The sequence below is a fragment of the Thermanaeromonas toyohensis ToBE genome, from assembly GCF_900176005.1.
Taxonomy (GTDB): Bacteria; Bacillota; DSM-521; order Neomoorellales; family Neomoorellaceae; genus Thermanaeromonas; species Thermanaeromonas toyohensis.
Genome location: NZ_LT838272.1, coordinates 329,540 through 355,322 on the forward strand (window position 1 = coordinate 329,540; position 25,783 = coordinate 355,322).

Below are 25,783 nucleotides of genomic sequence, written 5' to 3' on the forward strand. Positions count from 1 at the left end.
AATATGAAACATACTTTAGCTGTTCTGGTAGAGAATCGACCAGGGGTCCTGATGCGGGTAGCCGGTCTTTTTGCCCGCCGGGGGTACAATATCGAGAGCCTGGCTGTAGGGCCTACGGAAAACCCTTCTATTTCCCGCATGACTATAGTAGTAGAGGGAGACGAGCGCACCATTGAACAGGTGTGTAAGCAGTTAAACAAGTTAATAGACGTTATCAAAGTTAGCGATATAACTGCCGATCCCCATGTGGGCCGGGAACTTATCCTTATCAAGGTAAATGCAGATCCCCAGGTGAGAGGGGAAATCATGCAGATTGTGGAGATCTTCCGGGCCCGCATTGTGGATATAGCCCGCGACACCCTTATTATAGAAGCCACAGGCGATGAGGATAAGATAAACGCCATAGAGAATGCCCTAAGGCCTTTCGGGATCCGGGAAGTAGCCCGCACAGGGAAGATCGCCCTGGTGCGGGGGGCGAGAGGCAAGATTTTGGAGGCTAATATCAATGGCCAGGAGACGGCTACTCAAACCGGGTAGAAGGGGGGAAGGGGATTGGCCCGTACTGGTGCCCAGGCAGTTATCGAGGTTTTGCTGGAGGAAGGCGTAGAACTTATTTTTGGTTACCCTGGAGGGGCGGTATTGCCCCTTTACCATGCTTTGGCGGACAGCCCTATAAAGCATATTCTGGTCCGCCACGAGCAGTCGGCTGTACATGCCGCTAGTGGATACGCCCGGGCCAGCGGTAAAGTGGGAGTCTGTTTTGCTACTTCCGGTCCAGGGGCCACCAATTTGGTTACCGGAATCGCTACTGCTTATATGGATTCCATTCCGGTAGTAATTATTACAGGTCAAGTACCTACCAGCATGGTGGGTACTGATGCTTTCCAGGAAGTAGATGTGACCGGTATTACCATGCCCATAACTAAGCATAATTATTTGGTTAAGAATGTATCTGACCTCCCGCGGGTGGTTAAAGAAGCTTTCTATATCGCCCGCACCGGCCGGCCGGGACCTGTATTGATAGATCTTCCCCGGGATGTGGCTTTGTCTCCCTGCGAGGCACCCATCCCTTCTAAAATAGAGATACGGGGTTATAAACCTACCTACCGGGGGCATCCAGGTCAGATCCGGGCCCTGGCGGACCTATTGCTTAAGGCTGAGCGCCCGATTATCTTTGTTGGTGGTGGAGTTATCGCCTCGGGTGCGGAAGAGCTTCTCCTTAAGCTTGCGGAGACCCTCCAGGCACCAGTAGCTACTACTTTACCGGGCCTGGGAGCTTTTCCAGAGGATCATCCCTTATCTTTAGGTATGGTAGGCCTCCATGGAAAACCTTATGCTAACCATGCTGTTATGGAGTGCGATGTTCTGTTTGGGATCGGAGTTCGGTTTGACGATCGGGTGACGGGTGCCCTAGATAAGTTTGCTCCGCAGGCCAAGATAGCCCATGTGGACATTGATCCTGCTGAGATCGGTAAAAACGTCCGCGTGGATTTGCCACTGGTGGGGGACGCCCGCACGGTTTTGGCGGATCTCCTACCTTTGCTTAAGCCTGTTAAAAGGGAGGCCTGGCTTAAACGTATAAAGGAGCTACAAGAAGAATTCCCCTTAACTTATGGACGCGGGGGCGGGGATGTGCGTCCCCAATGGGTCATCCAGCGGCTAGGAGAGATGACCCGTGGCCGAGCTATTATCACCACTGATGTAGGCCAGCACCAGATGTGGGCTGCCCTGTATTATGGGTTTACGCGGCCGCGGAGCTTCATATCTTCTTGCGGCCTAGGTACCATGGGTTATGGTTTTCCCGCAGCTATCGGGGCCAAACTTGCACGGCCGGAGGAAATGGTGTGGGTGATCACCGGGGATGGCAGCTTCCAAATGGGGATGGCCGAACTAGGTACGGCCATGGAACACAATCTCCCTATCAAGATCCTCCTCTTTAATAACCAAAGCCTAGCCATGGTTCGTCAACTCCAGCATTTTTATTATGAGGGTAAGTATACAGCTGTACATTTCCATGGCAACCCTGATTTTGTTCGGCTGGTGGAAGCTTATGGTGCGGTGGGCCTGCGGGTGACTCGCCAGGAGGAAGTAATTCCTGCCCTGCAGGAGGCTATGCAGAATGGCCGTTTAACCCTTATAGAGTTTCTCATCAGCGAAGAAGAGATGGTATATCCTATGGTCCCTGCTGGAGCTGCCTTAAACGAGATGATCTTACCGGAGGATTAAAGTAAATCTTAAGGGGAAGAAGGGAAAGGGAGCATTTAAGACATGGAAAGGGAAGGACGAAGGATTTATATCTTTGATACAACTTTGCGCGATGGCGAGCAATCTCCGGGTGTAAGTTTAAACGTCCAAGAAAAACTGGAGATCGCACGGCAATTGGCTAAACTAAAGGTGGATGTTATCGAGGCTGGCTTTCCTATCGCTTCGCCAGGAGATTTTGAAGCAGTAAAGGCTATAGCCCAGGAGATAGAGGGGCCAGTTATAGCCGCCTTGGCCCGTATAAACGAAAAAGATATTGATCGCGCTTGGGAAGCAGTTAAATATGCTGCCCGGCCTCGCCTGCATGTGTTTATTGCCACTTCCGATATCCACATGAAACACAAATTACGCATGACGCGGGAGGAGGTTCTGGCTGCTGTCCAGCGAGGGGTAACTTATGCTAAACAGCACTGCCAGGATGTAGAGTTTTCTCCTGAGGATGCCTCCCGGAGCGATCCTGACTTTTTATGCCAAGTTTTGGAACTGGCCATCGCTTCGGGAGCTACTGTACTTAATATTCCCGATACTGTGGGTTATGCCACTCCGCCAGAGTTCGGGAGGCTTATAGCCCTTATACGCCAGCGCGTGCGAGGTATAGAAGGTGTGACTTTAAGCGTGCATTGCCACAATGATCTGGGCTTGGCAGTAGCCAATTCTTTAGCGGCTATAGAAAACGGCGCCACCCAGGTAGAGTGTGCCGTAAATGGGATCGGTGAACGGGCTGGGAACACGGCCCTGGAAGAGATCGTTATGGCCCTGTTTACCCGCTATGATTACTACCGTTGTAAAACCGGCATCGTTACCGAGGAGATCTACCGCACCAGCCGCCTGGTTAGTACCCTTACGGGTATGCCGGTCCAATACAACAAAGCCATTGTGGGTAAGAACGCCTTCGCCCACGAATCTGGTATCCACCAGGATGGCGTGCTTAAAGAAAGAACCACCTACGAGATCATGAATCCAGCCATGATTGGCCTGGTGCAAAGCAATATCGTCCTGGGCAAGCACTCTGGTCGTCATGCTTTACGTACGCGTTTAGCTGAGCTAGGTTTTAATTTAACTGAAGCTGAGTTAGAAAAAGCTTTTCAGCGCTTCAAAGAGCTTGCCGACAGGAAAAAAGAGATAACTGACCGGGATCTAGAAGCTATTGTAGAGCACGAAATACGGCATATCCCGGAAAAGTATGCTTTAGAACACCTGCATATCTCCACGGGTACCCACGTGATACCTACGGCTACAGTAGGGCTTAAAGTGGGAGACCAGGTATGGGAAGAGGCGGCTTGTGGCGAAGGCCCGGTGGACGCTACCTTCAAGGCTATAGATAAAATTACGCGCCTCCCTCTAGCTCTTAAGTCTTATTCGTTAAATGCCGTAACTGGGGGCAAGGACGCCATGGGCGAAGTCACTGTGCAAGTGGAGTATGAAGGGCGGACCTTCATCGGGCGCGGTATAAGTACTGATATCCTGGAGGCCAGCGCACGGGCTTATCTTAACGCCATAAATAAATTAGTTTATGATGTGGGCGAGGAGAACTTACACTATGTAGACGAAGTGAATAACGGAAACGCACGCACCGGAGTCAACACCTAACTCCAGAAAATACGGGGCAGGATATTAGGAGGCTATTGGAGAGTATGGGCTTGACCATGACAGAAAAGATTTTGGCTTTCCATGCTGGCCTTAAAGAGGTGGAGCCGGGGCAGCTCATAAATGCGCGCATCGATCTAGCCTTAGCTAACGATATCACGGCTCCCCTAGCTATAAAGGAGTTTCGCCGCTTAGGTGTAAGCTATGTCTTTGATCCCCAACGGGTGGTCCTGGTCCCCGATCATTTCACCCCCAACAAAGATATAAAATCGGCTGAGCAAGTAAAGATAGTGCGAGAGTTTGCCCGGGAGCAAAAGGTTATCTATTATGAAGTAGGCCGCATGGGGATCGAACATTGCCTATTACCTGAGGAGGGGCTGGTGGGGCCGGGGGATCTCATTATAGGTGCGGACTCCCATACTTGCACTTATGGAGCCCTGGGTGCCTTTGCCACGGGTGTAGGTTCCACCGATCTGGCCGCAGCCATGGCTACTGGAGAATGCTGGTTTAAAGTGCCGGAGACCATACTCTTACGGTATTACGGAACCTTACGCCCCTGGGTGGGAGGTAAGGACTTGATACTATATACTATCGGGGACCTGGGGGTAGACGGTGCCCGTTATAAAGCTTTAGAGTTTACTGGGGAAGCCATAGCAGAGCTATCCATGGACAGCCGGTTCAGTATGGCCAACATGGCTATTGAAGCGGGGGCCAAGAACGGGATCTTCCCGGTGGATGAAAAGACCTTGGAATATATTCGAGGAAGGGTTAAACGCTCTTACCAAGTTTATACCAGCGATCCCGATGCCCGCTATGCTGAAATACGGGAGTACGATGTTAGCCGTATTGAACCCCAGGTAGCTTTCCCTCACTTGCCGGAGAACACCCGGCCTATAAGCCAGGTGGGGGATATCAAAATAGATCAGGTTGTAATAGGTTCCTGCACCAACGGGCGGATGGAAGATCTGCGGGTGGCGGCTAAAATTTTACGGGGGAAGAAGGTACATCCGGAGGTCAGGCTTATAATTATCCCGGGAACCCAGAGGATCTACGCCCAAGCCATTGAAGAGGGTCTTATAAGCGTATTCATTGAGGCCGGGGCAGCTGTATCCACACCTACCTGTGGGCCCTGCCTGGGCGGTCATATGGGTATCCTGGCTCGGGGAGAAAGGGCCGTGGCTACTACCAACCGTAACTTTGTGGGGCGTATGGGACATCCCGAAAGTGAGGTATACTTGGCTGGACCGGCGGTGGCCGCTGCCAGCGCCATTAAAGGCCGTATAGCTGCGCCCGAGGAAGTATTGTAAAGATCAAAGGGGGAATCCGGGCGAAATGCAGCCTATCCAGGGTAGATGCCATAAATTCGGCGACGACATAGATACTGATGTCATTATCCCGGCCCGCTATCTTAATACCGCTGATCCCCAGGAGCTAGCCAAACACTGCATGGAAGATGCGGATCCTACTTTTCCCGCCAAGGTTAAACCTGGCGACATTATAGTAGCGGGAAAAAACTTCGGCTGCGGGAGCTCCCGGGAGCATGCGCCCTTGGCTATTAAAGCGGCTGGGGTAGCAGCAGTAGTAGCTTCTTCCTTTGCACGTATTTTTTATCGCAATGCCATCAATATAGGGCTTCCTATTTTTGAAGCTCCGGAAGTGGCCAAATCTTGTGAGGCGGGAGATGAAATAATTATCTATCCGGAACAAGGTATAATCACCAACTTGACTAAGAATATCACCTTCCGGACAGCACCTTTCCCGCCCTTTATGCAAGGGATTATGGCGGCGGGAGGACTTATACCTTATGTAGCAAGGAAATTGAAGGGAGAGATTTAACGGTAAATGTACAAGATCGCTGTTCTCCCTGGTGACGGAATCGGTCCAGAAATAATTCCCCAAGCTATTAAGGTTCTTAAGGCCATCACCAAGAAGTACGGGGTAAGGTTTGAATTCCAGGAGGGCCTGGTAGGGGGAGCGGCCATAGATGCTTATGGGACGGCCCTGCCGGAGGAGACTTTGAAACTTTGCCAGGAGAGCCAGGCCATCCTCTTGGGGGCAGTAGGGGGGCCTAAATGGGATTCCCTTCCTCCTCCTCAGCGGCCGGAAACAGCAGCCCTACTTGCCCTGCGGAAAGGGTTGGGGCTCTATGCCAACATAAGGCCAGCTTATCTTTTTCCTGCCCTGGCCGATTCTTCCCCCCTAAAAAAAGAAGTGGTAGAAGGAACTGATCTTCTGATCTTGCGGGAGCTCACCGGTGGCCTCTATTTTGGAGAGAAAAAAAGGGAACGTACGGCCACCGGGGAGGTAGCTTGGGATACCCTCATATATACTTCTGAAGAGATAGAACGCATACTCCGTTTAGGCTTCGAGTTGGCCAGAGAGCGTAGGAGGAAGCTCACCTCTGTAGACAAGGCTAATGTACTTATAACCTCCCGCCTCTGGAGGGAAACAGCGGAAAAGTTAGCCCAAGAGTACCCCGATGTAGAGCTAGAACATATGTACGTAGATAACTGCGCCATGCAGCTCATCCGCCGGCCACGCCAATTTGATGTCCTGGTCATGGAGAACACCTTTGGCGATATTTTAAGCGATCTAGCCTCGGTGTTGAGCGGTTCCATCGGAATGCTACCTTCGGCTAGCATAGGAGGGAAAACTGCTCTATACGAGCCGGTTCACGGCTCAGCTCCAGATATCGCGGGCCAGAAAAAGGCTAATCCTTTAGCTACCATACTCTCAGCGGCCTTAATGCTCCGGATCTCCTTTAAAATGGAACAAGCGGCTCGTGACATAGAGAACGCGGTAAATAGAGTCCTGGAACAAGGTTACCGGACGCTGGATATCTTGAGCGAAGGTACAACCCTGGTCAATACTGAGGAAATGGGAGATCTGGTAAGGCAGGCAGTGGAAGAGGGGTAAAGGTATGGCGGAAAAGATATACCTCTATGATACTACTTTACGGGATGGCAGCCAGGCGGAAGGTATAAGCCTTTCAGTAGAAGATAAAATTAAAATAGCTAAGCGGCTAGATCTTTTCGGTATGGACTATATTGAAGGCGGCTGGCCCGCGGCCAATCCTAAGGATATGGAGTTTTTTGAGCGGGCTCAAAGACTCACCTGGCACCACGCAAGGCTTGCTGCCTTTGGCCGGACACGAAAGCCCGGAGGCCGGGTAGAGGAGGACGAAAATCTCTTAGCCATACTACAGACAGGTGTTAAAGTTGCCACCATTTTTGGCAAGACATGGGATTTACATGTCTACCAAGCCTTAAACACCACCCTGGAAGAAAACCTGGCCATGATCCGGGAAACAGTGGGCTTCCTGGTGGAACGGGGTCTCGAGGTTGTTTATGATGCTGAGCACTTTTTTGATGGGTATAAGAACAATCCCGATTATGCCCTGGCCTGCCTTAAAGAGGCAGCTTCGGCGGGGGCTAGCTGGATCGTTCTTTGCGATACCAATGGTGGCTGCCTGCCGGGCGAGATCGAAGAGGCGGTTAAACGGGTGCGCCAAGTTATAGATAAACCCTTGGGCATCCACACCCACAACGATGGTGAGCTGGCAGTAGCCAATACTTTGGCGGCGGTTATGGCCGGGTGCCGCCAGGTACAGGGTACCATTAACGGGTTCGGGGAGCGTTGCGGTAACGCCAACCTTTGCTCTGTAATTCCCAACCTAGAGCTAAAATTGGGCTACAGGTGCTTACCACCCGGCCATCTAAGGGAGCTCACCGAAGTATCTCGCTATGTAAGCGAGATTGCTAATGTAATCCAGCCTAACAATCAACCCTTTGTAGGTTATAGTGCCTTTGCCCACAAGGGCGGTATCCATGTTAGCGCAGTGATGAAAAATGCCTCTACCTATGAACATATTCCGCCTGAAAAGGTGGGTAATAAAAGGCGCGTATTAGTCTCCGAGCTGGCTGGGGCTAGCAATCTACGGTATAAAGCAGCAGAGATGGGCCTAAAATTAGACGGCCGCCAGACAAGTGATGTGGTGGAATGCATTAAGGAGCTCGAACGGCAGGGTTATCAGTTTGAGGGAGCTGAGGCCTCCCTGGAGCTTCTCTTACGTAAGGCCAGCGGGGAATACCGCCAGCCCTTTCAGGTGGATTACTTCCGGATCTTAGTAGAAAAGAGGGAAGATCAGGAGGCTACTGCTGAGGCTATTGTTAAGCTCCGGGTAGGTGACCAGGTAGTACACACGGCGGCGGAAGGGAACGGCCCGGTTAATGCGCTGGATAATGCCCTGCGTAAAGCCTTAGAAGAATTTTTCCCTGCCATCCGGCGTATGCGCTTGACTGACTACAAAGTTAGGGTACTAGATGAGGAGGCGGCCACCAGCGCCAAGGTACGGGTATTGATCGAATCCCGGGACGCTAACAATTCCTGGAGTACAGTGGGAGTATCTACCAACATCATCGAGGCTAGCTGGGAGGCCCTGCTAGATAGTATGGAATATGCTTTACTTAAAGAGGGTGCTCAAAGAGAGGCGGCGGGAGCTTAAAAGGTATAGATGTGCAAGAACTGCTTATTTGCTTGCAGCTTCTTCTTTAGCAGGATGGCCGTATTTTAACCTTATGGGCGGGGCTGCGGGGAGCTTAATTTCTTGGTGCTTTTTAATATCCGGGCGGATGTTATAAAGTGTGCTTAAGTTATCTATAAGACCGCCTGTAAAGGTTAAACCTTTTTCCAGGGTATCAGGATCCCCGATGGCCTTGATCACAATAGGATAGAGGAGTTTCTGGCCGTTTACTGTGTGGTAGATACTGCGGCCTTCTTCTTTATCCAGTATAAATGTGGCCGGGGTTACACGGTGGTCGTTTATAGCGATGGCCTCGGCACCGGAAACCCAAAGTTCATTTACCAGGTCCACCAGGTCAGTATCCAGAAGAGGGGCATCGCCAGTGAAACTTACGGTGATCCCGGGGCCCTTTACAGGAATAAGTCCTAGGGCGATCTTCAAGCGCAGGAGCTCCTTTTCCAGGGCGACCTGGGCTTTATCACTTTCTCCCCAGGTATTAGTTAAAGCCTGAAGCTGTTCCTCAAGCTCATTGACTTCTTGGACGAGCTGGCTACGCTTGGCATTAGAATTTTTCCACATGGCTACCAGATCCTCTGTTTTCTGGGCTTCCAGAGAGCTAGCCAGGAGCCTTTGTGTACGAAATTGTAAAGCCAAAAGGATGCCTAGGATGACCAATACTACTGTTAGACAGGTTTGACACCAGACTCTACGCGGGAGCATGAGCTTAATTACCTCCTTAATTGGCTGGGCGAACATATTGGGATGGTAGAGCGCCTTTATAAGCAGGGAGCACTATTTGGGAAGCTTTGGTTAATTTAACAGGAAACTCCCGGCTCTTAAGATAAGTGAATTCCTCTGAGCGTAAGATGGCAGCCTCTAACTTTTCTGGATCGCCTATAGCCTTTATCTCATAGGGCGGAGCCAAGCGAGTAGAATTGACCAGGATAACTGTACCTACGCAGCGTATATCTGAAGTAGTTACTAAACGCTGGCCATTTACAGCTATGCCCTCCGCCCCTGCAGCCTTTAATTCATTGACCAAATAGAGGATATTTTTATCATGGATAATATAATTTTCTGGGTTATAGGTAGCAGGAGAACTTGTTTTAGCTGCCTGAGCCCCAGCAGTGTTATCATCTAAGGTAATAATTATGCCAGGACCTGTGAGGGGTACCAGGCCAGCTGACACTTTAAGTTCGTCTAGTTGTTGTTGCAACCCGGTCAAACGGTTCTCAAAGCGGGCTTGGTTTTTTTGGTTTTCTTCTAGTTTTTGGCGTAGAGTAGCGATTCTTTCTTCTAATCCTTTGTTCTCCTGTTCTAGGGCATGGATCACTTCGATTAGACTAGTATCTTTTTTGTTTTGGGCAGCGCTGGTGAGCTGGGTGCGTAGCTGCCAAGCCACTAGCAGTCCAGAAAGGAAACATATTCCAACTAAAGAGATAAACCGGCGCAATTTACTTTTCCTCCTTTACGGTCTATTCTAGCTTAAGCCTTAAGGGATCTGCAACTGACAAAAAGGGGAAAGATTAAATTAAAAAAGGGTTTTACGGTGTTCTGTCGAATGAAGTGAGGGGTGGGAATTTTGGAAGCCCTCTGGTCACGCTTAGCAGAGTTAAATTTTTGGGATGTGTTGCGCCTTATTGTAGATATTGCTATAGTGTCTTATGTAATCTATAGGTTTCTTTTGCTTATCCGGGGAACCAGGGCGGTCCAATTGCTTAAAGGCCTAGCTGTGTTAGTGGTAGCTTCTGTAGTGGCAGAGAAATTGCAGCTTACTACCATTACTTGGCTTTTAAGCCAGCTCCGTTTAGTGATTGTGGTCGCCTTGCCGGTGGTCTTTCAACCGGAATTACGCCGCGCCCTGGAACAGCTTGGCCGGGGCAAATTTTTTGCTCGCCCTTTTAGGTTATTGGGTACGGAAGACATGGCCCGGGTTATAAGTGAATTGGTAAGGGCGACACAGGTGTTAGCTAAAGGCAAGACAGGGGCTTTAATTGTAGTAGAACGGGAAACGGGTCTCAACGATTATATTGAAACAGGCATCCGCGTGGATGCTGTGGTCTCGGCTGAGCTACTTATAAACTTATTTGTCCCCCTTACCCCCTTTCACGACGGGGCTGCTATCATTCGAGGCGATCGGGTGATAGCTGCGGGTTGTTTTCTCCCTCTTTCTGATAGCCCCTACCTCAGTAAGCAATTGGGTACTAGGCACCGGGCAGCTTTAGGGATAAGCGAGATTTCTGATGCAGTGGTTATAGTGGTTTCCGAAGAAACTGGAGCTATATCGGTGGCAGAAGGGGGACGGTTAACCCGCTTCCTGGACGAAAGGAACCTGCGAGAACTGCTACAAAGTTTGCTTTTACCGCAGTCCAATCATAGCTCCTTTTTCTGGCCCTGGAGGTCCTAAAGGATGTTGGAACGCTGGCGGGAAAACTTAGGTGTGAAACTTCTGGCCGTAACTTTAGCTCTTATTCTGTGGCTTTATGTAACTTCGGAACAGAATCCCACCACTGAACACGTGGTACGTATCCCCTTGGAAGTGGAGAATTTAAGCGCAGGACTGGTAGTGGCCAATTTGCCTTCCGAGGTCCAAATAAGGTTAGAGGGCCGTAAAGGGCAGATAAAGAACTTGTTGCCCAGGGATATTAGAGCTTATGTGGACCTGCGGGCGGCCAGGGTCGGTGAAAATACCCTTCCTGTCCAAGTAACCCTCCCGGAAGGGGTTAGACTAGTGCGGGTTAACCCGGCCCAGGTGACAGTAAAGGTAGAGCAGGTTCAAGAAGTTTCCCTTCCTGTCCAAGTTAACTTAAATGGAGAACCTGCGGGTGGTTACCGGGCCCTAGATCCTATCCTTAAACCCTCCCAAGTAATAGTTTCGGGACCCGAAGCGCTCCTTAAAGAGATAGGGAAGGTATATGTAGAAGTGAAGCTCGACCAGGCGCGGGGGAACTACTTAGCTCAACTACCAGTACAGGTGGTTGATCGGGAGGGCCACCCTTTAAGCCGCTGGCTTACCCTTAAACCAGAAAGCGTGGAGGTATTCGTTCCGGTAGTCCAGGATATGCCTAGCCGGATGGTCGCTATTAGGCCGCGGCTGGTGGGAGAACCAGCAGCAGGGTACCAGATAAAGAGAGTAATTTTGCATCCCGAAGTAGTGGAGGTATTGGCTCCATATAATGTGCTAGCAACTTTAGATAACCTTTACACTACTCCTATTAACATCGCGGGGGCTCGCAAGAATATTATAGTGGAAAGCCAACTGGAGATACCGCCGGGTGTCCAGCTCAGTAGCTTCCCGCGAGTTCGCGTAATAGTGGAGATTGAAAGGGTGGGATAGGTGTGGGGAGGTTATTCGGAACCGATGGTGTACGGGGTGTGGCTAATAAAGAGTTAACCCCGGAGCTGGCCTTTAAGCTAGGCCGGGCGGGTGCTGCCATTTTAGCCAGGGGTCATACCCGGGTTCGGGTAGTTGTAGGGAGGGATACTAGGATTTCCGGCGATATGCTGGAGGCAGCCTTAGTGGCCGGCATTTGTTCGGTGGGCGGTGATGTGCTCAAGGTGGGGATTATACCTACCCCGGCGGTGGCCTGGCTTACCAGAGCTTTAGGTGCTGATGCGGGGGTGGTTATTTCAGCTTCCCATAATCCGGTAGCAGATAATGGTATTAAGTTTTTTAGCTCCCAGGGCTTTAAACTGCCGGACCCTGTAGAAGAAGAGATTGAAAGGGAAGTGTTAAAAGAGAAGGATGAACTCCCCCGGCCCACAGAAGGAAATTTAGGGCGAGTATGTGAGGTCCCGGAGGGAGCTGATAAGTATGTATCTTATGTGTGTTCTACTACTAAAAAGACTCTTGCGGGGCTTAAAGTAGTATTAGATGTAGCTAATGGTGCTGCCTACCAGGTGGCTCCGGAAGCGCTTCGCCGTCTAGGTGCGGAGGTTATAGTCCTCAATAATGCTCCCAATGGAACTAATATCAATGTAGGTTGCGGTTCTACCTGCCCTGAAGTTTTAGCTAAGGCTGTAAAAGAATCCCGGGCCGATGTAGGCTTGGCCTTCGATGGAGATGCCGACCGGGTTATTGCGGTAGATGAGGAAGGCCAGGTGGTAGATGGAGATGCTATTATGGCTATCCTGGCCTTGTACCGCCAGAAGCAGGGAGGCCTTCCAGGCGGGAGAATAGTGGTGACTGTTATGAGTAATTACGGCCTCCATCAAGTCTTGACTGCGGCCGGGCTTAAGGTACATCAGACTCAGGTGGGGGATCGTTATGTACTAGAAGAGATGCTTCGTACAGGTGCTATGCTGGGGGGTGAGCAATCGGGGCATATTATCCTTTTGGAATATAATACTACAGGGGATGGATTGATCACCGGCTTACAGCTTTTGCAGGTTATGGTGGACACGGGGAAGCCCTTAAAGGAGTTGGCGGCAGTTATGCCCCGCTTTCCCCAGTTGCTAGTGAACGTACCTGTCCGGGATAAGGAACAGGCCATGGCGGATCCTGTTCTTTTAGCAGAAGTGGAAAGAGCCCGGGAAAAGTTGGGGGGAAGAGGCCGGATACTTGTACGGCCTTCAGGGACCGAGCCTTTTTTAAGGCTTATGGCTGAGGGGCCCGATGAACAGGAACTTCAGGAGATTTTAAGCCGCCTGGAGAGGGTGGTCAGGAGGCTAAGCTAAAGGGATGATTTTATAACCGAAGAGAAGCCGCTCATAGGGGCTGGTAAAGTAGGGTTAAAAGCCCAGTTCAAGGAGGTGGTGTTATAGAGAAATAAAGGGGAGTTTTCATCTGGGAGAGAGGTTAAAGCACCAAGATTAAAAGACCTTACTAATTCAAGCGCCTGGACCGCCAGCTAAAGTTACACCCTTTAGGCTTTGAGCCGGCGGTTGACGAGGAAGGGGTTAATCGAGGTTTTCGGCGGGTGCCCCTCGGTTGGTTACGACCGTTAAAGGCGCTACAAAACCCGGGAGCAATCCCGGGGACAAAGGGCGCCGGGTAACCTTTGATCTCTCTCCTTACATGAGCCCACCTTATAGCTTTGATCTTACCCTCCTTGTCTTCTGTCACCAGCGAGGTTGGGAGTGAGGTTGTTTTTCCCACTTTAGGCGTGGGCTTATCTTCTCCTGAAGCGCTTTTGCCATTTTAAATCCAATATTTACCAAGTTCTGTTGGGAGAAGGAGGAACCTTAAGATGTGTGGGATCATCGGTTACCAGGGTTACCGGGAAGCGGTGCCCGTATTGCTGGAAGGATTGGAAAGGCTCGAATACCGGGGCTACGATTCCGCCGGTATCGCAATAATAGAGGGAAGGGAACTTAAGGTTGCCAAAAGGGCAGGTAAGTTGGTAGAGCTTAAGGCTCACCTTAACGGTTACTTTGGCTCAGCGCGGGTGGGTATCGGACACACCCGGTGGGCTACCCATGGCCGACCCACCGATACTAACGCTCATCCCCACTTGGATTGTAGCGGGAACTTCGCCGTAGTGCACAATGGGATTATTGAAAATTACCAAGAACTAAAGCAATGGCTTACCGCGGAGGGCCATCACTTTCTTTCGGAAACCGACACCGAAGTCCTAGTTCACTTGATAGAACACTATTATCGAGGCGACCTCTTGCAAGCAGTCCAAAGGATGTTGCCTAAATTACAGGGCTCTTACGCCCTGGCTGTAATAAGCCCGTGCCATCCGGAAGAGATAGTAGGTGTACGCCAGGATAGCCCGCTTATCGTAGGCTTGGGGGAAGGGGAGACTTTCCTGGCCTCCGACATCCCAGCTTTGCTCCCTTACACCCGGGATACGTACATCCTCGAGAACGGCGAAGTGGTTTATGTCACGCCGGAAGGCGTCCGCATCCTAGATTCTTACGGACAGCCTAGGGGAAAACAAGTATTTCACGTTACCTGGGATTTAGAAGCAGCCGAAAAGGGTGGTTATGCCCATTTTATGCTTAAAGAGATCCATGAACAACCCCGAGCCTTACGGGATACTTTGGCTAGCCGGCTAGATGTATCTTCCGGCGGGGTTAAGCTAGAAGGGGTAAACTTGACTTCAGAGGAAGCCCGGTCTTTGCAGAAGGTGGTACTTATCGCCTGCGGTACGGCCGCCTACGCAGGAATGGCGGGTAAGTATATATGGGAAAGACTCTTACGGTTGCCTGTGGAATTCGATGTAGCTTCCGAGTTCCGTTACCGGCAGCCACTATTAGATGAACATACCCTAGCCCTGGTCATCAGCCAGTCGGGCGAGACGGCGGATACCTTGGCTGGCCTGCGGGAAGCTAAAAAGCATAAGGCTAGGATACTGGCTATTACTAATGTGGTCGGAAGCTCAGTAGCCCGGGAAGCCGATGATGTGCTTTACACTTGGGCCGGGCCCGAGATAGCTGTGGCTTCTACTAAAGCCTATCTTACCCAGCTTGCAGCCCTATATCTCTTGGCCCTTTACTTGGGGCGGGCGAGGGGAGAGGCTACTTGGGCCCTGGAACTGGCCCGGGAATTAGCTTGTGCCCCTTCGAAAGTAGAAAAAATATTTGATTTGGAAGAAGAAATACAGGAACTGGCGAGTAACCTAGCCCCCCATGAGCACGCCTTCTACCTGGGCCGGGGTTTGGATTATGCGGTAGCTTTGGAGGGGGCCCTCAAACTTAAGGAGATTTCTTATCTCCATGCCGAGGCCTGCCCGGCAGGAGAACTTAAACATGGCCCTTTAGCTCTCATAGAAGACGGGACACCGGTGATAGCCCTGGCTACCCAAGAGGACTTGCTGGAGAAAATGCTGAGCAATATAAAAGAGGTTAAAGCCCGCGGAGCTTGGGTATTAGCCCTAGCCTTAGAAGGAAACGAAGCGGTAGCTCAAGAGGCTGATCGAGTGCTTTATTTGCCGCGCATCCACCCGATCCTCTCTCCTTTGGTGTCCGCTGTGCCTTTACAGCTTTTGGCTTATTATGTAGCTAAAGCCAGGGGCTGTCCCATAGACAAACCTCGTAACCTGGCCAAAAGCGTGACCGTAGAGTAAGAGCCTCCTTAGCCCTGGCCATAGCGCCAGGGCTAAAAGAATTTTAGGAGACCTTTAGAGGAGAAGTTTATTGCTTGCCAGCCTTTCCTCTATGAGCTTTAGGTTATAGTTTTGGAGAAACCTTTTAGAAGGTAAACCTAAGGAAAAACCTAAAGAGGAAGGAGACATAATCCTCTATGGGCCAAGTATTTCCCTCGGTTTGCCCGCTGGACTGCCCGGATACCTGTGGGCTCTTGGTAGAAGTGGAGGGAGGTAAAGTAATTAAAGTAACTGGAGACCCGGAGCATCCTTTCACCCAGGGTTTTATCTGTGCCAAGATGCGGCATTACCCTCTCCTTATCCATTCTCCTGAGCGAATCTTAACCCCCCTTAAACGTACAGGTCCTAAAGGGAGCGGCCAGTTTAAGCCTATCTCTTGGGAGGAAGCGCTGAAAGAGATAGCCTGCCGGTGGGGAGAGATTATAGATACTTATGGAGCCGAGGCCATACTACCTTATTCCTACGCGGGAGTTATGGGACTGATCCAGCGGAATGCCGGGCATCCTTTTTTCCACCGGCTGGGCGCATCGATCCTAAAAAGAACCATCTGTTCCCCAGCGGCTGACGCTGGCTGGCAGCTAGTGATGGGGGAAACGATGGGGACAGACCCGGAAACAGTTATCTACTCTGACTTTATTATCTTATGGGGTACCAACTCGGTTTCTACCAACCTCCACTTTGCCTCCCTGGTAAAGAGAGCCCAACATCAAGGAGCCCGGGTGGTATTAATAGATGTTTACCGCACCCGAACAGCGAGTTTAGCCGATGAAGTGGTCTTGGTAAAACCAGGAAGCGATGCTGCCCTAGCCTTAGGGATGATGCATGTACTGGCCGAAGAGGGCTTGGTGGATGAGGATTTCCTCGCGCGTTATGTGGTGGGCTACGAGCGGTTAAAAGCTGAGGTCCTACCCCATTTCCCATCCCACCGGGTGGAGGAATTAACCGGGGTACCAGCTGGCCGGGTGATAAATTTGGCCCGGGAATACGGGAAAGCTAAGGCTCCCTTCATCCGTATAGGCCACGGCCTTTCGCGCCGCAGCAACGGGGCCATGACTATACGGGCTATAACTTGCCTGCCCGCCCTGGTAGGGGCTTATAGAAAAAAGGGCGGGGGAGCCTTGCAATCTACTGGCACTGGTATAGCCTTTAACCTGGAGGTAATCACCCGGCCCGATCTTAAACCCAAACCGGTCAGGGAAATTAACATGGTCCAGCTAGGCCGCGCTTTGACCTCTGGCCTTCATCCTCCTATTAAAAGCCTGTACGTTTACCATGCCAATCCCGCTGCTGTGACCCCTGACCAGAACCGCGTTATTGCTGGGCTTAGCCGGGAAGACCTCTTTACCGTTGTACATGAGCGCTTCATGACCGATACAGCCCTTTACGCCGACCTTATCCTGCCGGCCACTTTTTCAGTGGAACAATGGGATATCTATCGTAGCTATGGCCACTTTTACATCCAAATGTCTCGACCTGTTATTTCTCCTCCTGGCCAGGCTAAAAGCAATTGGCAGACTTTCTGCCTTTTGGCTCAAGAGCTAGGCTTTGAGGAGGATATTTTCCGCAGTACAGAAGAGGAACTTATACGAAAGCTTTTAGCCTCGCCCACCCCTTTCCTTGAAGGGATCTCCTATAATTTTTTAGCTAGCGGCCGACCAGTACGTATAAATACTGGCCACCTTAAGGAGAAAAAGTTCTTCACCCCTTCAGGTAAAATAGAAATTTATTCTTTCCAAGCCCTGGCTAAGGGGCAGCCGGCATTACCACAATATATACCTCTTAAAGAGGAACTCAAAGAGCTATATCCCTTCCAGTTGATAACCGCTCCTGCCCATTATACCCTTAACTCCAATTTTGCCCAGCTTAAATCTTTACAGGATAAAGAGGGTGGGCCCCACATTTTAGTAAACCCGGGGGATTGTCGTAAGAAGGGGCTTATTAATGGTGGTTGGGCCGAAGTATATAACCACTATGGATCCTGCTTCTTAAAAGTGGTAGAAACTGAAGATGTCCCGCCTGGTATAGTGGTGGCCCCAGGGGTATGGTGGCTTAAAGATTCCCCAGGGAAAAGAAATGTAAATACTCTAGTGGGGGATGAGCTCACGGACCTAGGAGAAGGGAGTACTTTCTATGGCTTTCGGGTTGATCTGCGGCGGGCCTTTTAACGTATCGTCCAGCTTAATAGATTTTGGGCATGTCCCTGGAGGATTTTGTGGGCTGTTTAAGATGATTTGGAGTAAGCTTAAGTTTTGACTAATGTTTACCATTAAAGGATTTTAAAGCCTAAATGGCGAATATTAGTTTAGCCAGGATGGAACACCGAGAAAAAGGTGGCGATTTTCGTGTCAGAACAAGTTCTAAAAGAGATCCTTGGTGAACTAAAAACTTTAAACTACCGCATGGGCAACCTAGAGCAAGGGCAACAGGAGTTAACTGGGCGCCTTGGCAATCTAGAGCGAGGGCAGCAAGAAGTTATTGGTCGTATCAGCAATCTAGAGGAAGGGCAGCAAGAACTTGTTGGGAGCATCAGCAATCTAGAGCATGGGCAGCAAGAACTCACTGGGCGTATTGGGAATCTTGAACGAGGTCAACAGGAGTTAACTGAGCGTATCGGGAATCTTGGGCGAGGGCAACAAGAGCTCGCTGGGCGTATTGATAATCTTGAGCGGGGGCAACAGGAGTTAACTGAGCGCATCGGCAATTTAGAGCAAGGGCAACAGGAGCTTGTTGGTCGTATCAGCAACCTAGAGCAAGGCCAACAGGAACTGGCCGGACACATCAGCAATCTGGAACGGGGCCAACAAGAACTCACTGGGCGTATTAGCAACCTAGAACGGGGGCAACAGGAACTCGCCGGGCGTATCACTAATGTAGAGCAAGGTCAGCAAGAACTTACAGGCCGCATAGGTGACCTGGAGGGCCGTATGGGTAATTTAGAAGGCCGCATGGGGAAACTGGAGGTTCGCATAGAAAACATAGAGGGTCGCATAGACAACCTAGAAGGCCGCATAGATAACTTAGATGGTCGCCTAAGTAACCTAGAAGGCCGCATAGACAACTTAGATGGTCGTATAGGCAACCTAGAAGGTCGCCTGGGTAATCTAGAGGTCCGCATAGATAATTTAGACCAAGGGCAGCAAGAGCTTGCCGGTCGCATCGGAAGTTTGGAACAGGGCCAACAAGAACTTGTCGAGCGTATGGGTGAGTTAGAGCAAGGGCAGCAGGAAATAAATAGCAGGCTAAACAAGATTGAACTCCGTATGGAAAGTGAGCTAATTGAGAAAACCCGTGCCCTATACGATGGTTTCCTCCTTAGAGGAGACCAGATTGAGAACTTAAGAAAGCACCTTGATGAACGGCTAGATGCTATTATCCTTGACCTCAATTACCTGGTTAGAAAAACCGCTCAACAAGAAACTGCAATTCAAGAACTAAAGCGTGCTAGATAAGCTTTCCTTTATGTCTTGGACTTTACCACCTTGAAGGCGGGAATTTTATAGAAACCTTCTGCTCTGTTAAAATATATTCCATGGAGAAAATACCTTTAAAGGAGGTTTTTACAAATTGCAGCCTAACTCTCTTCTGGAAGAGTTATCACAGCCTGGCCAGACCAAAATGGTACTTATAGTCCTAGATGGACTAGGTGGCTTGCCCGTCCCAGAACTAGGTAATAAGACCGAATTAGAAGCTGCAGCTACACCTAACCTAGATGAGCTAGCTGCTAGATCTTCCTTGGGGCTAGCTTACCCAGTGATGCCAGGTATAACCCCAGGTTCTAGTGCTGGGCACCTAGCCCTTTTTGGCTATGACCCGGTAAAGTATGTGATAGGCCGGGGGATCTTAGAGGCTTTAGGTATAGGTTTTGACATTAAGCCTCAGGATATAGCTATCCGGGGTAATTTCTGCACTGTAGAAAAAAAGGGAAGTGAGCTAGTAGTTACCGACCGCCGGGCAGGGCGGCCGAGTACTGAGCATACAGTTAGAATATGCCAAAGGCTACAAGAAGAGATACCAGAAATCGAGGGAGTAGAAGTATTTATCCGGCCAGTTAAAGAGCACCGGTTTGTGACCGTATTAAGGGGAGAGGGGCTAGATGCCAGGGTGAAGGATACTGACCCGCAGAAAGAGGGACTAGCGCCATTAACTCCTGAGCCTCTAGTACCTGAGGCCAGCCGCACAGCTAGTGTGGCGCGCAAGCTCCTAGAAAAAATAGCTAAGCTTTTAGCCGATGAACCCAAGACCAATTATGCTCTCTTGCGCGGTTTCTCCCGCCAGCCAGGTCTCATCCCTTTTCCTGAGCGGTTTAAACTAAAAGCCGGGGCTATCGCAGTGTATCCCATGTACAGGGGACTGGCTTCTTTGGTAGGTATGGATCTCCTTACCGTAAAGGGGGAAACACTAGCCGATGAAATAAGCACTTTAAAAGAACACTGGAGGGAGTATGACTTTTTCTTCTTACACCTAAAGGCTACAGACTCTAGAGGAGAGGACGGGGACTTTAATGGTAAGATCAAAGTAATAGAGGATTTCGATAAACACCTTCCTTCTATCTTAGAACTAAAGCCTGATGTCCTGGTGATTACCGGCGATCATTCTACCCCTTCTCTATATGCTGCCCACAGCTGGCACCCGGTTCCCTTTTTGTTACATTCGCGCTGGGTACGCGCGGAAAGGGAGACTGGCTTTAACGAATATACTTGTGCCCGGGGTATGCTGGGCCAATTCCCCCTTTTATACACTATGAATTTTATGTTAGCCCATGCTGGCCGCCTGGAAAAGTTTAGCGCTTAAGTTTGAAAGCTTTAAGGCTGGGGTGTGATAGAAAGGGTGTAAGGCGGGCTTGAAAATTTCCCTTATTCAATTTGCCCCAGAGAGAAAAGAGCTCGAGAAAAACTTAAGGCGAATGGAAGAGTACTTAGCAGAGGTACCTAAAGATACAGAAGTTATTTTGTTACCGGAAGCTTGGATGGGCTCTCAAGTGCTTACCGAAGAAAAATATAAGGAGCTGGTGTTCCAGTTATACAAGCGGCTCCCCCAGGAGGGCCCCCTTCTTATTCCTGGAGCCCAGTATGTAAATATGGGGTCTAAGGTGTATTCCTTGGGTATGGCCTTAGGGGGCAAACTAAAGGAGCCCCTTTATTACCCAAAGATATTCCCTTCCCAAGCCATCGGGGAGAGAGCTTATGTAGAGCCAGGTAATAGGCTATTAGTAATAGAGCACCAGGGTTCGGGTATCGGGATATTGGTGTGTGTAGATCTTTTTTACCCTGAACTAGCCCGGAACCTTGCCCTCCGTGGCGCCCTTCTTATCCTAAATCCAGCTAACATCCCTGAAGAAAGGATGCCCTTATGGCATAGCCTAGGGCTTACTAGGGCTTGTGAAAATACTGTATTCCTGGCCATGGCTAATAATACCTATACCTATTACCCGGATGGCAGGGAAGTTAAGGGGGAAAGCTTTGTAGCCTACCCCGATGGGTACACCCTTTTAACCTGTGGAAAAGAACCGGGAGTGTATACTCTTGACCTCGACCTCTCCCTTATACCCCGCGTACGCCAGAGATGGCCTTACCTGGAAGATATAAGAAAAAGGTTTACCGATGAAAGAGGACCTTTTTAAGGGGGATTCTTATGGTTTTAAAAGGTAATTGCGTAATAGCCCAGTCCGGCGGGCCGACACCTGTTATCAATAATAGCCTTTACGGGTTGATAGAGGAGGCCTGGAAGAAGGAAGAGATCGCCGCTCTTTATGGTGCCCTTTACGGGATAACCGGGCTTCTTAAGGAAAGACTAATAGATTTAAAGAAAGAAGACATCGCTGTTCTTAAAGGCCTACGTTATACCCCCGGTGCTGCCCTGGGCTCTTGCCGGCATAGACTTAAGGCAGAAGAATACCCCCGGCTTTTAGAAATATTTAAACGCCATAACATCCGCTATTTTTTCTATATCGGCGGCAACGATTCCATGGATACGGTATATAAAATAAACAGGCTAGCCCAAGAAGAAGGGTACGAAATGCGGGTAGTGGGGGTGCCTAAAACTATAGATAACGACTTGCCTGGCACTGATCATTGCCCTGGATATGGGAGCGCAGCTAAGTATATTGCCAGCGTAGTGCGGGAGACTGGGCTAGATCTTAAAGGGATGCTATCCCAAAACAGGGTGACCCTTTTGGAAACCATGGGCAGGAATACGGGCTGGCTGGCAGCAGCAGCTATGCTAGCTAAGAGATCCCCTGAAGAAGCGCCTCACCTTATTTATCTCCCTGAAAGGCCTTTTAATATCGATAAATTCCTTTCTGATGTAAAAGTAGTTTACCAGGAATACGGCTATGCCTATGTTGTGGTAGCTGAGGGGCTTAAAGATATAAACGGTAATTATATTGTAGCTGAGGAAAGCAAGGATGTTTTTGGCCATAGGCAGTTAGGAAGTGGCCTAGCTGCTTACTTAAAAAATGCCATCGAGGGATCCTTACCAGTAAAGGCTAGATACATTGTACCCAGCACTGCCCAGCGTAGCTCTATGCTTTATGCCTCCAGGACGGACGCGGAGGAAGCCTATCTAGTGGGGAAGGAAGCTGTAAGCCTTGCTTGCCAGGGGCTTTCCGGTATTATGGTAACTCTAGAAAGGGAAAAAGGTAGCCCGTATCTTTGCCGGGTGGGCTATATAGATGTAGCCCAAGTCGCTAATCAAGAAAAAAGCGTACCTTTAGAGTGGATAACTCCAGAAGGAAACTTCTTGACTAGGGATTTTATAGAATACGCTTTGCCGCTGATACAAGGGGAGATCCAGGTGCCTTTTGCTGGGGGCCTGCCGGATTATGCAAAGCTGAACGTGGAGAGGAAGTAGAGAGGGGCTAATAGGGGCAGGTGGGAAATTTTTTTAAAAACCAGAAGGAATCTTTTATTGTACGTCGAATATATGACAACGATAGACAAAGACAACGTTATCAAGCCTGAGGAGTCTGGTATTTTTGGAGAACAATAAAAAAGATACTTTTAGATCTATTCCTACCATAAAAGACGTAGCTATTGCTGCCGGTGTTTCCTTAAAGACGGTATCGCGTGTGATAAATAATAGCGATAACGTAAGACCTGAGACGCGGGAGAAGGTATTAGCGGCCATTAAAGCAATAGGTTACCAGCCCAATGCCATCGCCCGGAGCCTCAGGGTAAAAAAGACTTATACCATCGGCGTAATTATTGCTGATATTACTAACAGTTTTTACAGCGCCATTGTCCGGGGCATTGAAGATGTAGCGGTTAGTAAAAATTATAGCGTGCTCATAGCCAATTCTGATGAGGTATTAAAAAAAGAAAAGCTTTACGCCCGGGTCTTTGTAGAAAAGCAAGTAGAGGGGATGATTATTGTACCGGCCAGCGGTTCGCAAAAATATCTAGAAAACCTGGCGGGGCATTTGCCCTTAGTCTTTGTAGACCGTTACCCGGAGGGGATAAGCGCTCCTGTAGTTAAAGTAGAAAACGAGAAAGGCGCCTATGATCTTACTTCTCACCTTCTAGATCATGGCTATGAAGAGATAGCTTTTATCGGATACGAGCCTGCCTTGACAACTGCCCAGGAACGCTTTGCTGGTTTTCAAAAAGCATTGCAGGAACGGGGGTTAAAGCCTAGACCAGAATTAATCAAGACAGGGAATAAAACTGTGCTAGATGCTTATCACGCTACCGAGGAAGTTTTAAAGCAGCCACGCCGGCCCCAGGCGATATTTGCTGCTAATAACTTCATGATGCAGGGTGCCTTACGCGCCTTAAACCATGCCGGATTAGAAGTGCCGCGCGATGTGGCCGTGGTGGGATTTGATGATTTTGAGATGGCCGATGCTTTTCGCCCTCGCTTAACTGTAGTTTCCCAGCCTGCCTATACTATAGGCCGGGAGGCAGCGTGTTTACTTTTTAGCAAGATGGAAAACCGTAGTGGAGGAGCAGAAGCTGTTGTATTACCTACGGAATTGATAATACGAGAATCGTGCGGATGCTTGCGAAGAAAGTTGGAACATGAATTGCGGTTCAGGTAGGGTGTTCTACAGGGATTGACAACGTTGCCAAAGATTAAAGAAGTTTCTTTAAAGGGGAGTTTGAAGTGTGGCGGAAGTAATATGTTTAGGCATTATGGTAGCTGACCTGGTGGGGCGGCCGGTACGAGGTCTTCCGGAAAAGGGGAAATTGGTTTTAGTAGACGAGATGGAGCTTCATACCGGCGGGTGTGCTGTGAATACGGCTATAGCTTTAAGAAAGCTAGGGATCAAAACCGGGGTTATAGGTAAAGTGGGGAGGGATGTTCTGGGAGACTTTATAGTAAACCGATTAAATCAGGTAGGGATTGATACCAGGGGAGTTAAGCGGGATCCCAGTACTACTACTTCGGCCACCATGGTAATGGTCAATGAAGACGGTGAGCGCAGTTTTATCCATTATGTAGGTTGCAATGCCAAACTGACTCCCGAGGATATTGATTGGGACATAGTAAAGGGAGCACGGATCCTGCATATTGCTGGAAGCCTGATCATGCCTGGGTTTGATGGAGAACCAACAGCAGAAGTTTTAAAAAAGGCCAAAGATATGGGTTGTCTTACAAGTATGGATACAGCCTGGGATCCGAGTGATAGGTGGATGCAAGTTTTAAAACCGAGTCTTCCTTATGTGGATGTTTTCTTGCCTAGCCTGGAAGAAGCTAGAAAGTTAAGCGGTTATGATAAGGTAGAAGAAATGGCCGATGTTTTTCTGGAAGTTGGCGTGAAAATAGTGGCTATAAAGATGGGTGAAAAGGGATGTTATATTCGAACAAATAAAGAACAATTGATGCTTCCAGCATTTAGTGTCAAGGCTGTAGATGCGACAGGTGCAGGAGATGCTTTTGTAGCAGGTTTTTTAGCTGGTTTAGTTAAGGGACTGGATTTAGAAAGTACCGCCAAGCTAGCTAACGCTGTAGGTGCCCTCGCTGTTACGGCTATAGGAGCTTCTAGCGGGATACGTAGCTGGGAAGAAACTCAGGCTTTTATAGCAGCGAATGCTTAAGAAATTAATGAGGAAAGGAGAAGAACTTACTATGCTCTACCCGCTCAAGTTCAAACCTCACCTGCGTTTTTATCCCTTCGGCGGTTACAAGATAGCTCAGATGTTCAATAAAGAAGATATCCCGAAAGATCGGCCGGTAGCCGAGAGCTGGGAGATCAGTGCCTGTCCTGGCTCTGAAGGAATCATTAAGAACGGTCCTCTAGCCGGCTTAAACCTACAGGAAGCAGTGGATAAGCTCCAGGCTGATTTGGTAGGAGAGGTTATCTGGGAACGTTACGGGAATTACTTCCCCCTTTTAATAAAGTTTCTAGATGCAGCTAAAGTGTTACCTCCCCAAGTTCACCCTGATGATGAATATGCTGCCAAAGTAGGCCTACCCTACCGGGGCAAAACAGAGGCGTGGTATATTCTCCAGGCTGACCCGGGGGCAGAAGTTTGGTGCGGGAGTAAGCCGGGACTTACTCTAGAAGAGTTCCGGAGGCTGATTGAACAAGGCGATACCTTTGCTCCCATGAAGAAGCTAAAGACCAAGGCAGGGGATGTTTACTTCGTTCCTGCCGGGCATCTCCATGCCATTGGTGCCGGGAACTTTATCGTTGAAGTGCAGCAAAATAGTGACGCTATCTTCGCCTGGGACTGGCTGGACTGGGAGATAGATGAAGAGAGGCGGAAAAGCGATATCGAGCACAGTTTGGCCGCGGCTGTAATTCAGGAGGGAGACCCAGAGGATATTCCACCTATAAAGTTAGAAAGAGGGAAAAACCTCCAGGAGTATCTATGTGCCTGCCGTTACTTCACCATGGAGCGGTTGGTCCTCCATGAACCCTGGACCGAAATTGGGGATCCGAGGCGGTTTACGGCATTGATTCCGGTAGCGGGGCAAGGGCAACTTCGTTACAAAGATGGTATAGAGAAAGTTAAAGCCGGTGAATCCATACTTATACCGGCCAAGATGGACTCGTGGACAGTAGAACCGGAAGCAGAGTTGGTCTTAATCCGCGCTATGGTACCGGTGGACTTACGGGAGGATGTCATACAGCCCCTGCGTGAGGCAGGGGTAGACGATGAGCGAATTATATCCCTTGGTGGTTACGTCATCCAGAACGATTTACGCATGTTGCTCGTACCTAAATAACGTAATGGAAGCGGGAAAGGAGTCATGTGCTGCTCTACTTTTACCAAGAATTATAGCGGGGTTAACTTTTAGCGCAAGGGAGGGGATGATCTTTTATGACAGCTAAACTATTATAAATTGAACGTAATTAGTAATGTAAGCCGGAGGTTTTTGAATTTAAGATAATTTTTTACTCGGAGGGGTTAAAATG

Annotated in this window: 21 protein-coding genes; 19 read left to right on the forward strand and 2 right to left on the reverse strand. The window is 49.5% G+C overall.

Annotated elements, in window-relative coordinates:
- The first annotated feature begins 3 nt into the window (after positions 1-3).
- From ilvN to cimA, 7 genes are read left to right on the forward strand one after another with little or no spacing between them, the layout of a single operon-like run.
- Positions 4-537, forward strand: coding sequence for an acetolactate synthase small subunit (gene ilvN / locus B9A14_RS01655; RefSeq protein WP_084663398.1), 534 nt, complete (start codon positions 4-6; stop codon positions 535-537).
- Between the two features lie 15 nt (positions 538-552).
- Positions 553-2,226 (forward strand): biosynthetic-type acetolactate synthase large subunit, encoded by a 1,674-nt coding sequence (ilvB, locus tag B9A14_RS01660; RefSeq protein WP_084663400.1) that lies wholly within the window; start codon positions 553-555, stop codon positions 2,224-2,226.
- A gap of 42 nt (positions 2,227-2,268) precedes the next feature.
- A complete protein-coding gene (locus B9A14_RS01665) occupies positions 2,269-3,852 on the forward strand; it encodes a 2-isopropylmalate synthase (protein ID WP_084663402.1) in 1,584 nt (527 codons plus the stop codon).
- Positions 3,853-3,896: 44 nt separating this feature from the next.
- On the forward strand, positions 3,897-5,156 hold the full coding sequence (gene leuC, locus B9A14_RS01670; RefSeq protein ID WP_084663404.1) for a 3-isopropylmalate dehydratase large subunit: 1,260 nt from the start codon (positions 3,897-3,899) through the stop codon (positions 5,154-5,156).
- Positions 5,157-5,181: 25 nt separating this feature from the next.
- On the forward strand, positions 5,182-5,685 hold the full coding sequence (locus B9A14_RS01675) for a 3-isopropylmalate dehydratase small subunit (protein ID WP_084663406.1): 504 nt from the start codon (positions 5,182-5,184) through the stop codon (positions 5,683-5,685).
- Positions 5,686-5,691: 6 nt separating this feature from the next.
- On the forward strand, positions 5,692-6,765 hold the full coding sequence (leuB, locus tag B9A14_RS01680) for a 3-isopropylmalate dehydrogenase (RefSeq protein ID WP_084663408.1): 1,074 nt from the start codon (positions 5,692-5,694) through the stop codon (positions 6,763-6,765).
- 4 nt (positions 6,766-6,769) lie between these two features.
- On the forward strand, positions 6,770-8,353 hold the full coding sequence (cimA, locus tag B9A14_RS01685) for a citramalate synthase (protein WP_084663410.1): 1,584 nt from the start codon (positions 6,770-6,772) through the stop codon (positions 8,351-8,353).
- 24 nt (positions 8,354-8,377) lie between these two features.
- Here the strand turns inward: cimA and B9A14_RS01690 are convergent, their stop codons facing one another.
- Complete coding sequence (locus B9A14_RS01690; protein WP_157109737.1) at positions 8,378-9,091, reverse strand: DUF881 domain-containing protein; 714 nt, start codon at positions 9,089-9,091, stop codon at positions 8,378-8,380.
- A gap of 16 nt (positions 9,092-9,107) precedes the next feature.
- On the reverse strand, positions 9,108-9,824 hold the full coding sequence (locus B9A14_RS01695; RefSeq protein ID WP_084663414.1) for a DUF881 domain-containing protein: 717 nt from the start codon (positions 9,822-9,824) through the stop codon (positions 9,108-9,110).
- Positions 9,825-9,953: 129 nt separating this feature from the next.
- Between B9A14_RS01695 and cdaA the strand changes: the two genes are divergently transcribed.
- From cdaA to B9A14_RS01755, 12 genes are all read left to right on the forward strand, one after another.
- Complete coding sequence (cdaA, locus tag B9A14_RS01700; protein ID WP_084663416.1) at positions 9,954-10,778, forward strand: diadenylate cyclase CdaA; 825 nt, start codon at positions 9,954-9,956, stop codon at positions 10,776-10,778.
- A gap of 3 nt (positions 10,779-10,781) precedes the next feature.
- Complete coding sequence (locus tag B9A14_RS01705; protein WP_084663418.1) at positions 10,782-11,708, forward strand: CdaR family protein; 927 nt, start codon at positions 10,782-10,784, stop codon at positions 11,706-11,708.
- Positions 11,709-11,710: 2 nt separating this feature from the next.
- On the forward strand, positions 11,711-13,048 hold the full coding sequence (gene glmM / locus B9A14_RS01710) for a phosphoglucosamine mutase (RefSeq protein ID WP_084663420.1): 1,338 nt from the start codon (positions 11,711-11,713) through the stop codon (positions 13,046-13,048).
- 512 nt (positions 13,049-13,560) lie between these two features.
- Entirely contained in the window at positions 13,561-15,384 is a 1,824-nt protein-coding gene (gene glmS, locus B9A14_RS01715) for a glutamine--fructose-6-phosphate transaminase (isomerizing) (protein WP_084663422.1), read from the forward strand.
- 176 nt (positions 15,385-15,560) lie between these two features.
- Positions 15,561-17,588 carry a molybdopterin oxidoreductase family protein gene (locus B9A14_RS01720; RefSeq protein WP_084663425.1) on the forward strand — a complete coding sequence of 676 codons (2,028 nt, stop codon included), beginning with the start codon at positions 15,561-15,563 and terminating at the stop codon, positions 17,586-17,588.
- Positions 17,589-17,765: 177 nt separating this feature from the next.
- Positions 17,766-18,872: a coiled-coil domain-containing protein gene (locus B9A14_RS01725; RefSeq protein ID WP_084663427.1), complete on the forward strand. Its 1,107-nt coding sequence runs from the start codon at positions 17,766-17,768 to the stop codon at positions 18,870-18,872.
- A gap of 115 nt (positions 18,873-18,987) precedes the next feature.
- Complete coding sequence (locus tag B9A14_RS01730; RefSeq protein WP_157109739.1) at positions 18,988-20,214, forward strand: 2,3-bisphosphoglycerate-independent phosphoglycerate mutase; 1,227 nt, start codon at positions 18,988-18,990, stop codon at positions 20,212-20,214.
- Positions 20,215-20,263: 49 nt separating this feature from the next.
- Positions 20,264-21,043: a carbon-nitrogen hydrolase family protein gene (locus B9A14_RS01735; RefSeq protein ID WP_084663429.1), complete on the forward strand. Its 780-nt coding sequence runs from the start codon at positions 20,264-20,266 to the stop codon at positions 21,041-21,043.
- 11 nt (positions 21,044-21,054) lie between these two features.
- A complete protein-coding gene (locus tag B9A14_RS01740) occupies positions 21,055-22,272 on the forward strand; it encodes a 6-phosphofructokinase (RefSeq protein ID WP_084663431.1) in 1,218 nt (405 codons plus the stop codon).
- Positions 22,273-22,396: 124 nt separating this feature from the next.
- Positions 22,397-23,458 (forward strand): LacI family DNA-binding transcriptional regulator, encoded by a 1,062-nt coding sequence (locus B9A14_RS01745; protein ID WP_197686546.1) that lies wholly within the window; start codon positions 22,397-22,399, stop codon positions 23,456-23,458.
- A gap of 67 nt (positions 23,459-23,525) precedes the next feature.
- Complete coding sequence (locus tag B9A14_RS01750) at positions 23,526-24,458, forward strand: carbohydrate kinase family protein (protein ID WP_084663433.1); 933 nt, start codon at positions 23,526-23,528, stop codon at positions 24,456-24,458.
- Positions 24,451-25,593, forward strand: a complete 1,143-nt coding sequence (locus B9A14_RS01755; protein WP_084663435.1) for a type I phosphomannose isomerase catalytic subunit — start codon at positions 24,451-24,453, stop codon at positions 25,591-25,593. The genes B9A14_RS01750 and B9A14_RS01755 overlap by 8 nt, the downstream gene beginning before the upstream one ends.
- Positions 25,594-25,783 lie beyond the last annotated feature (190 nt).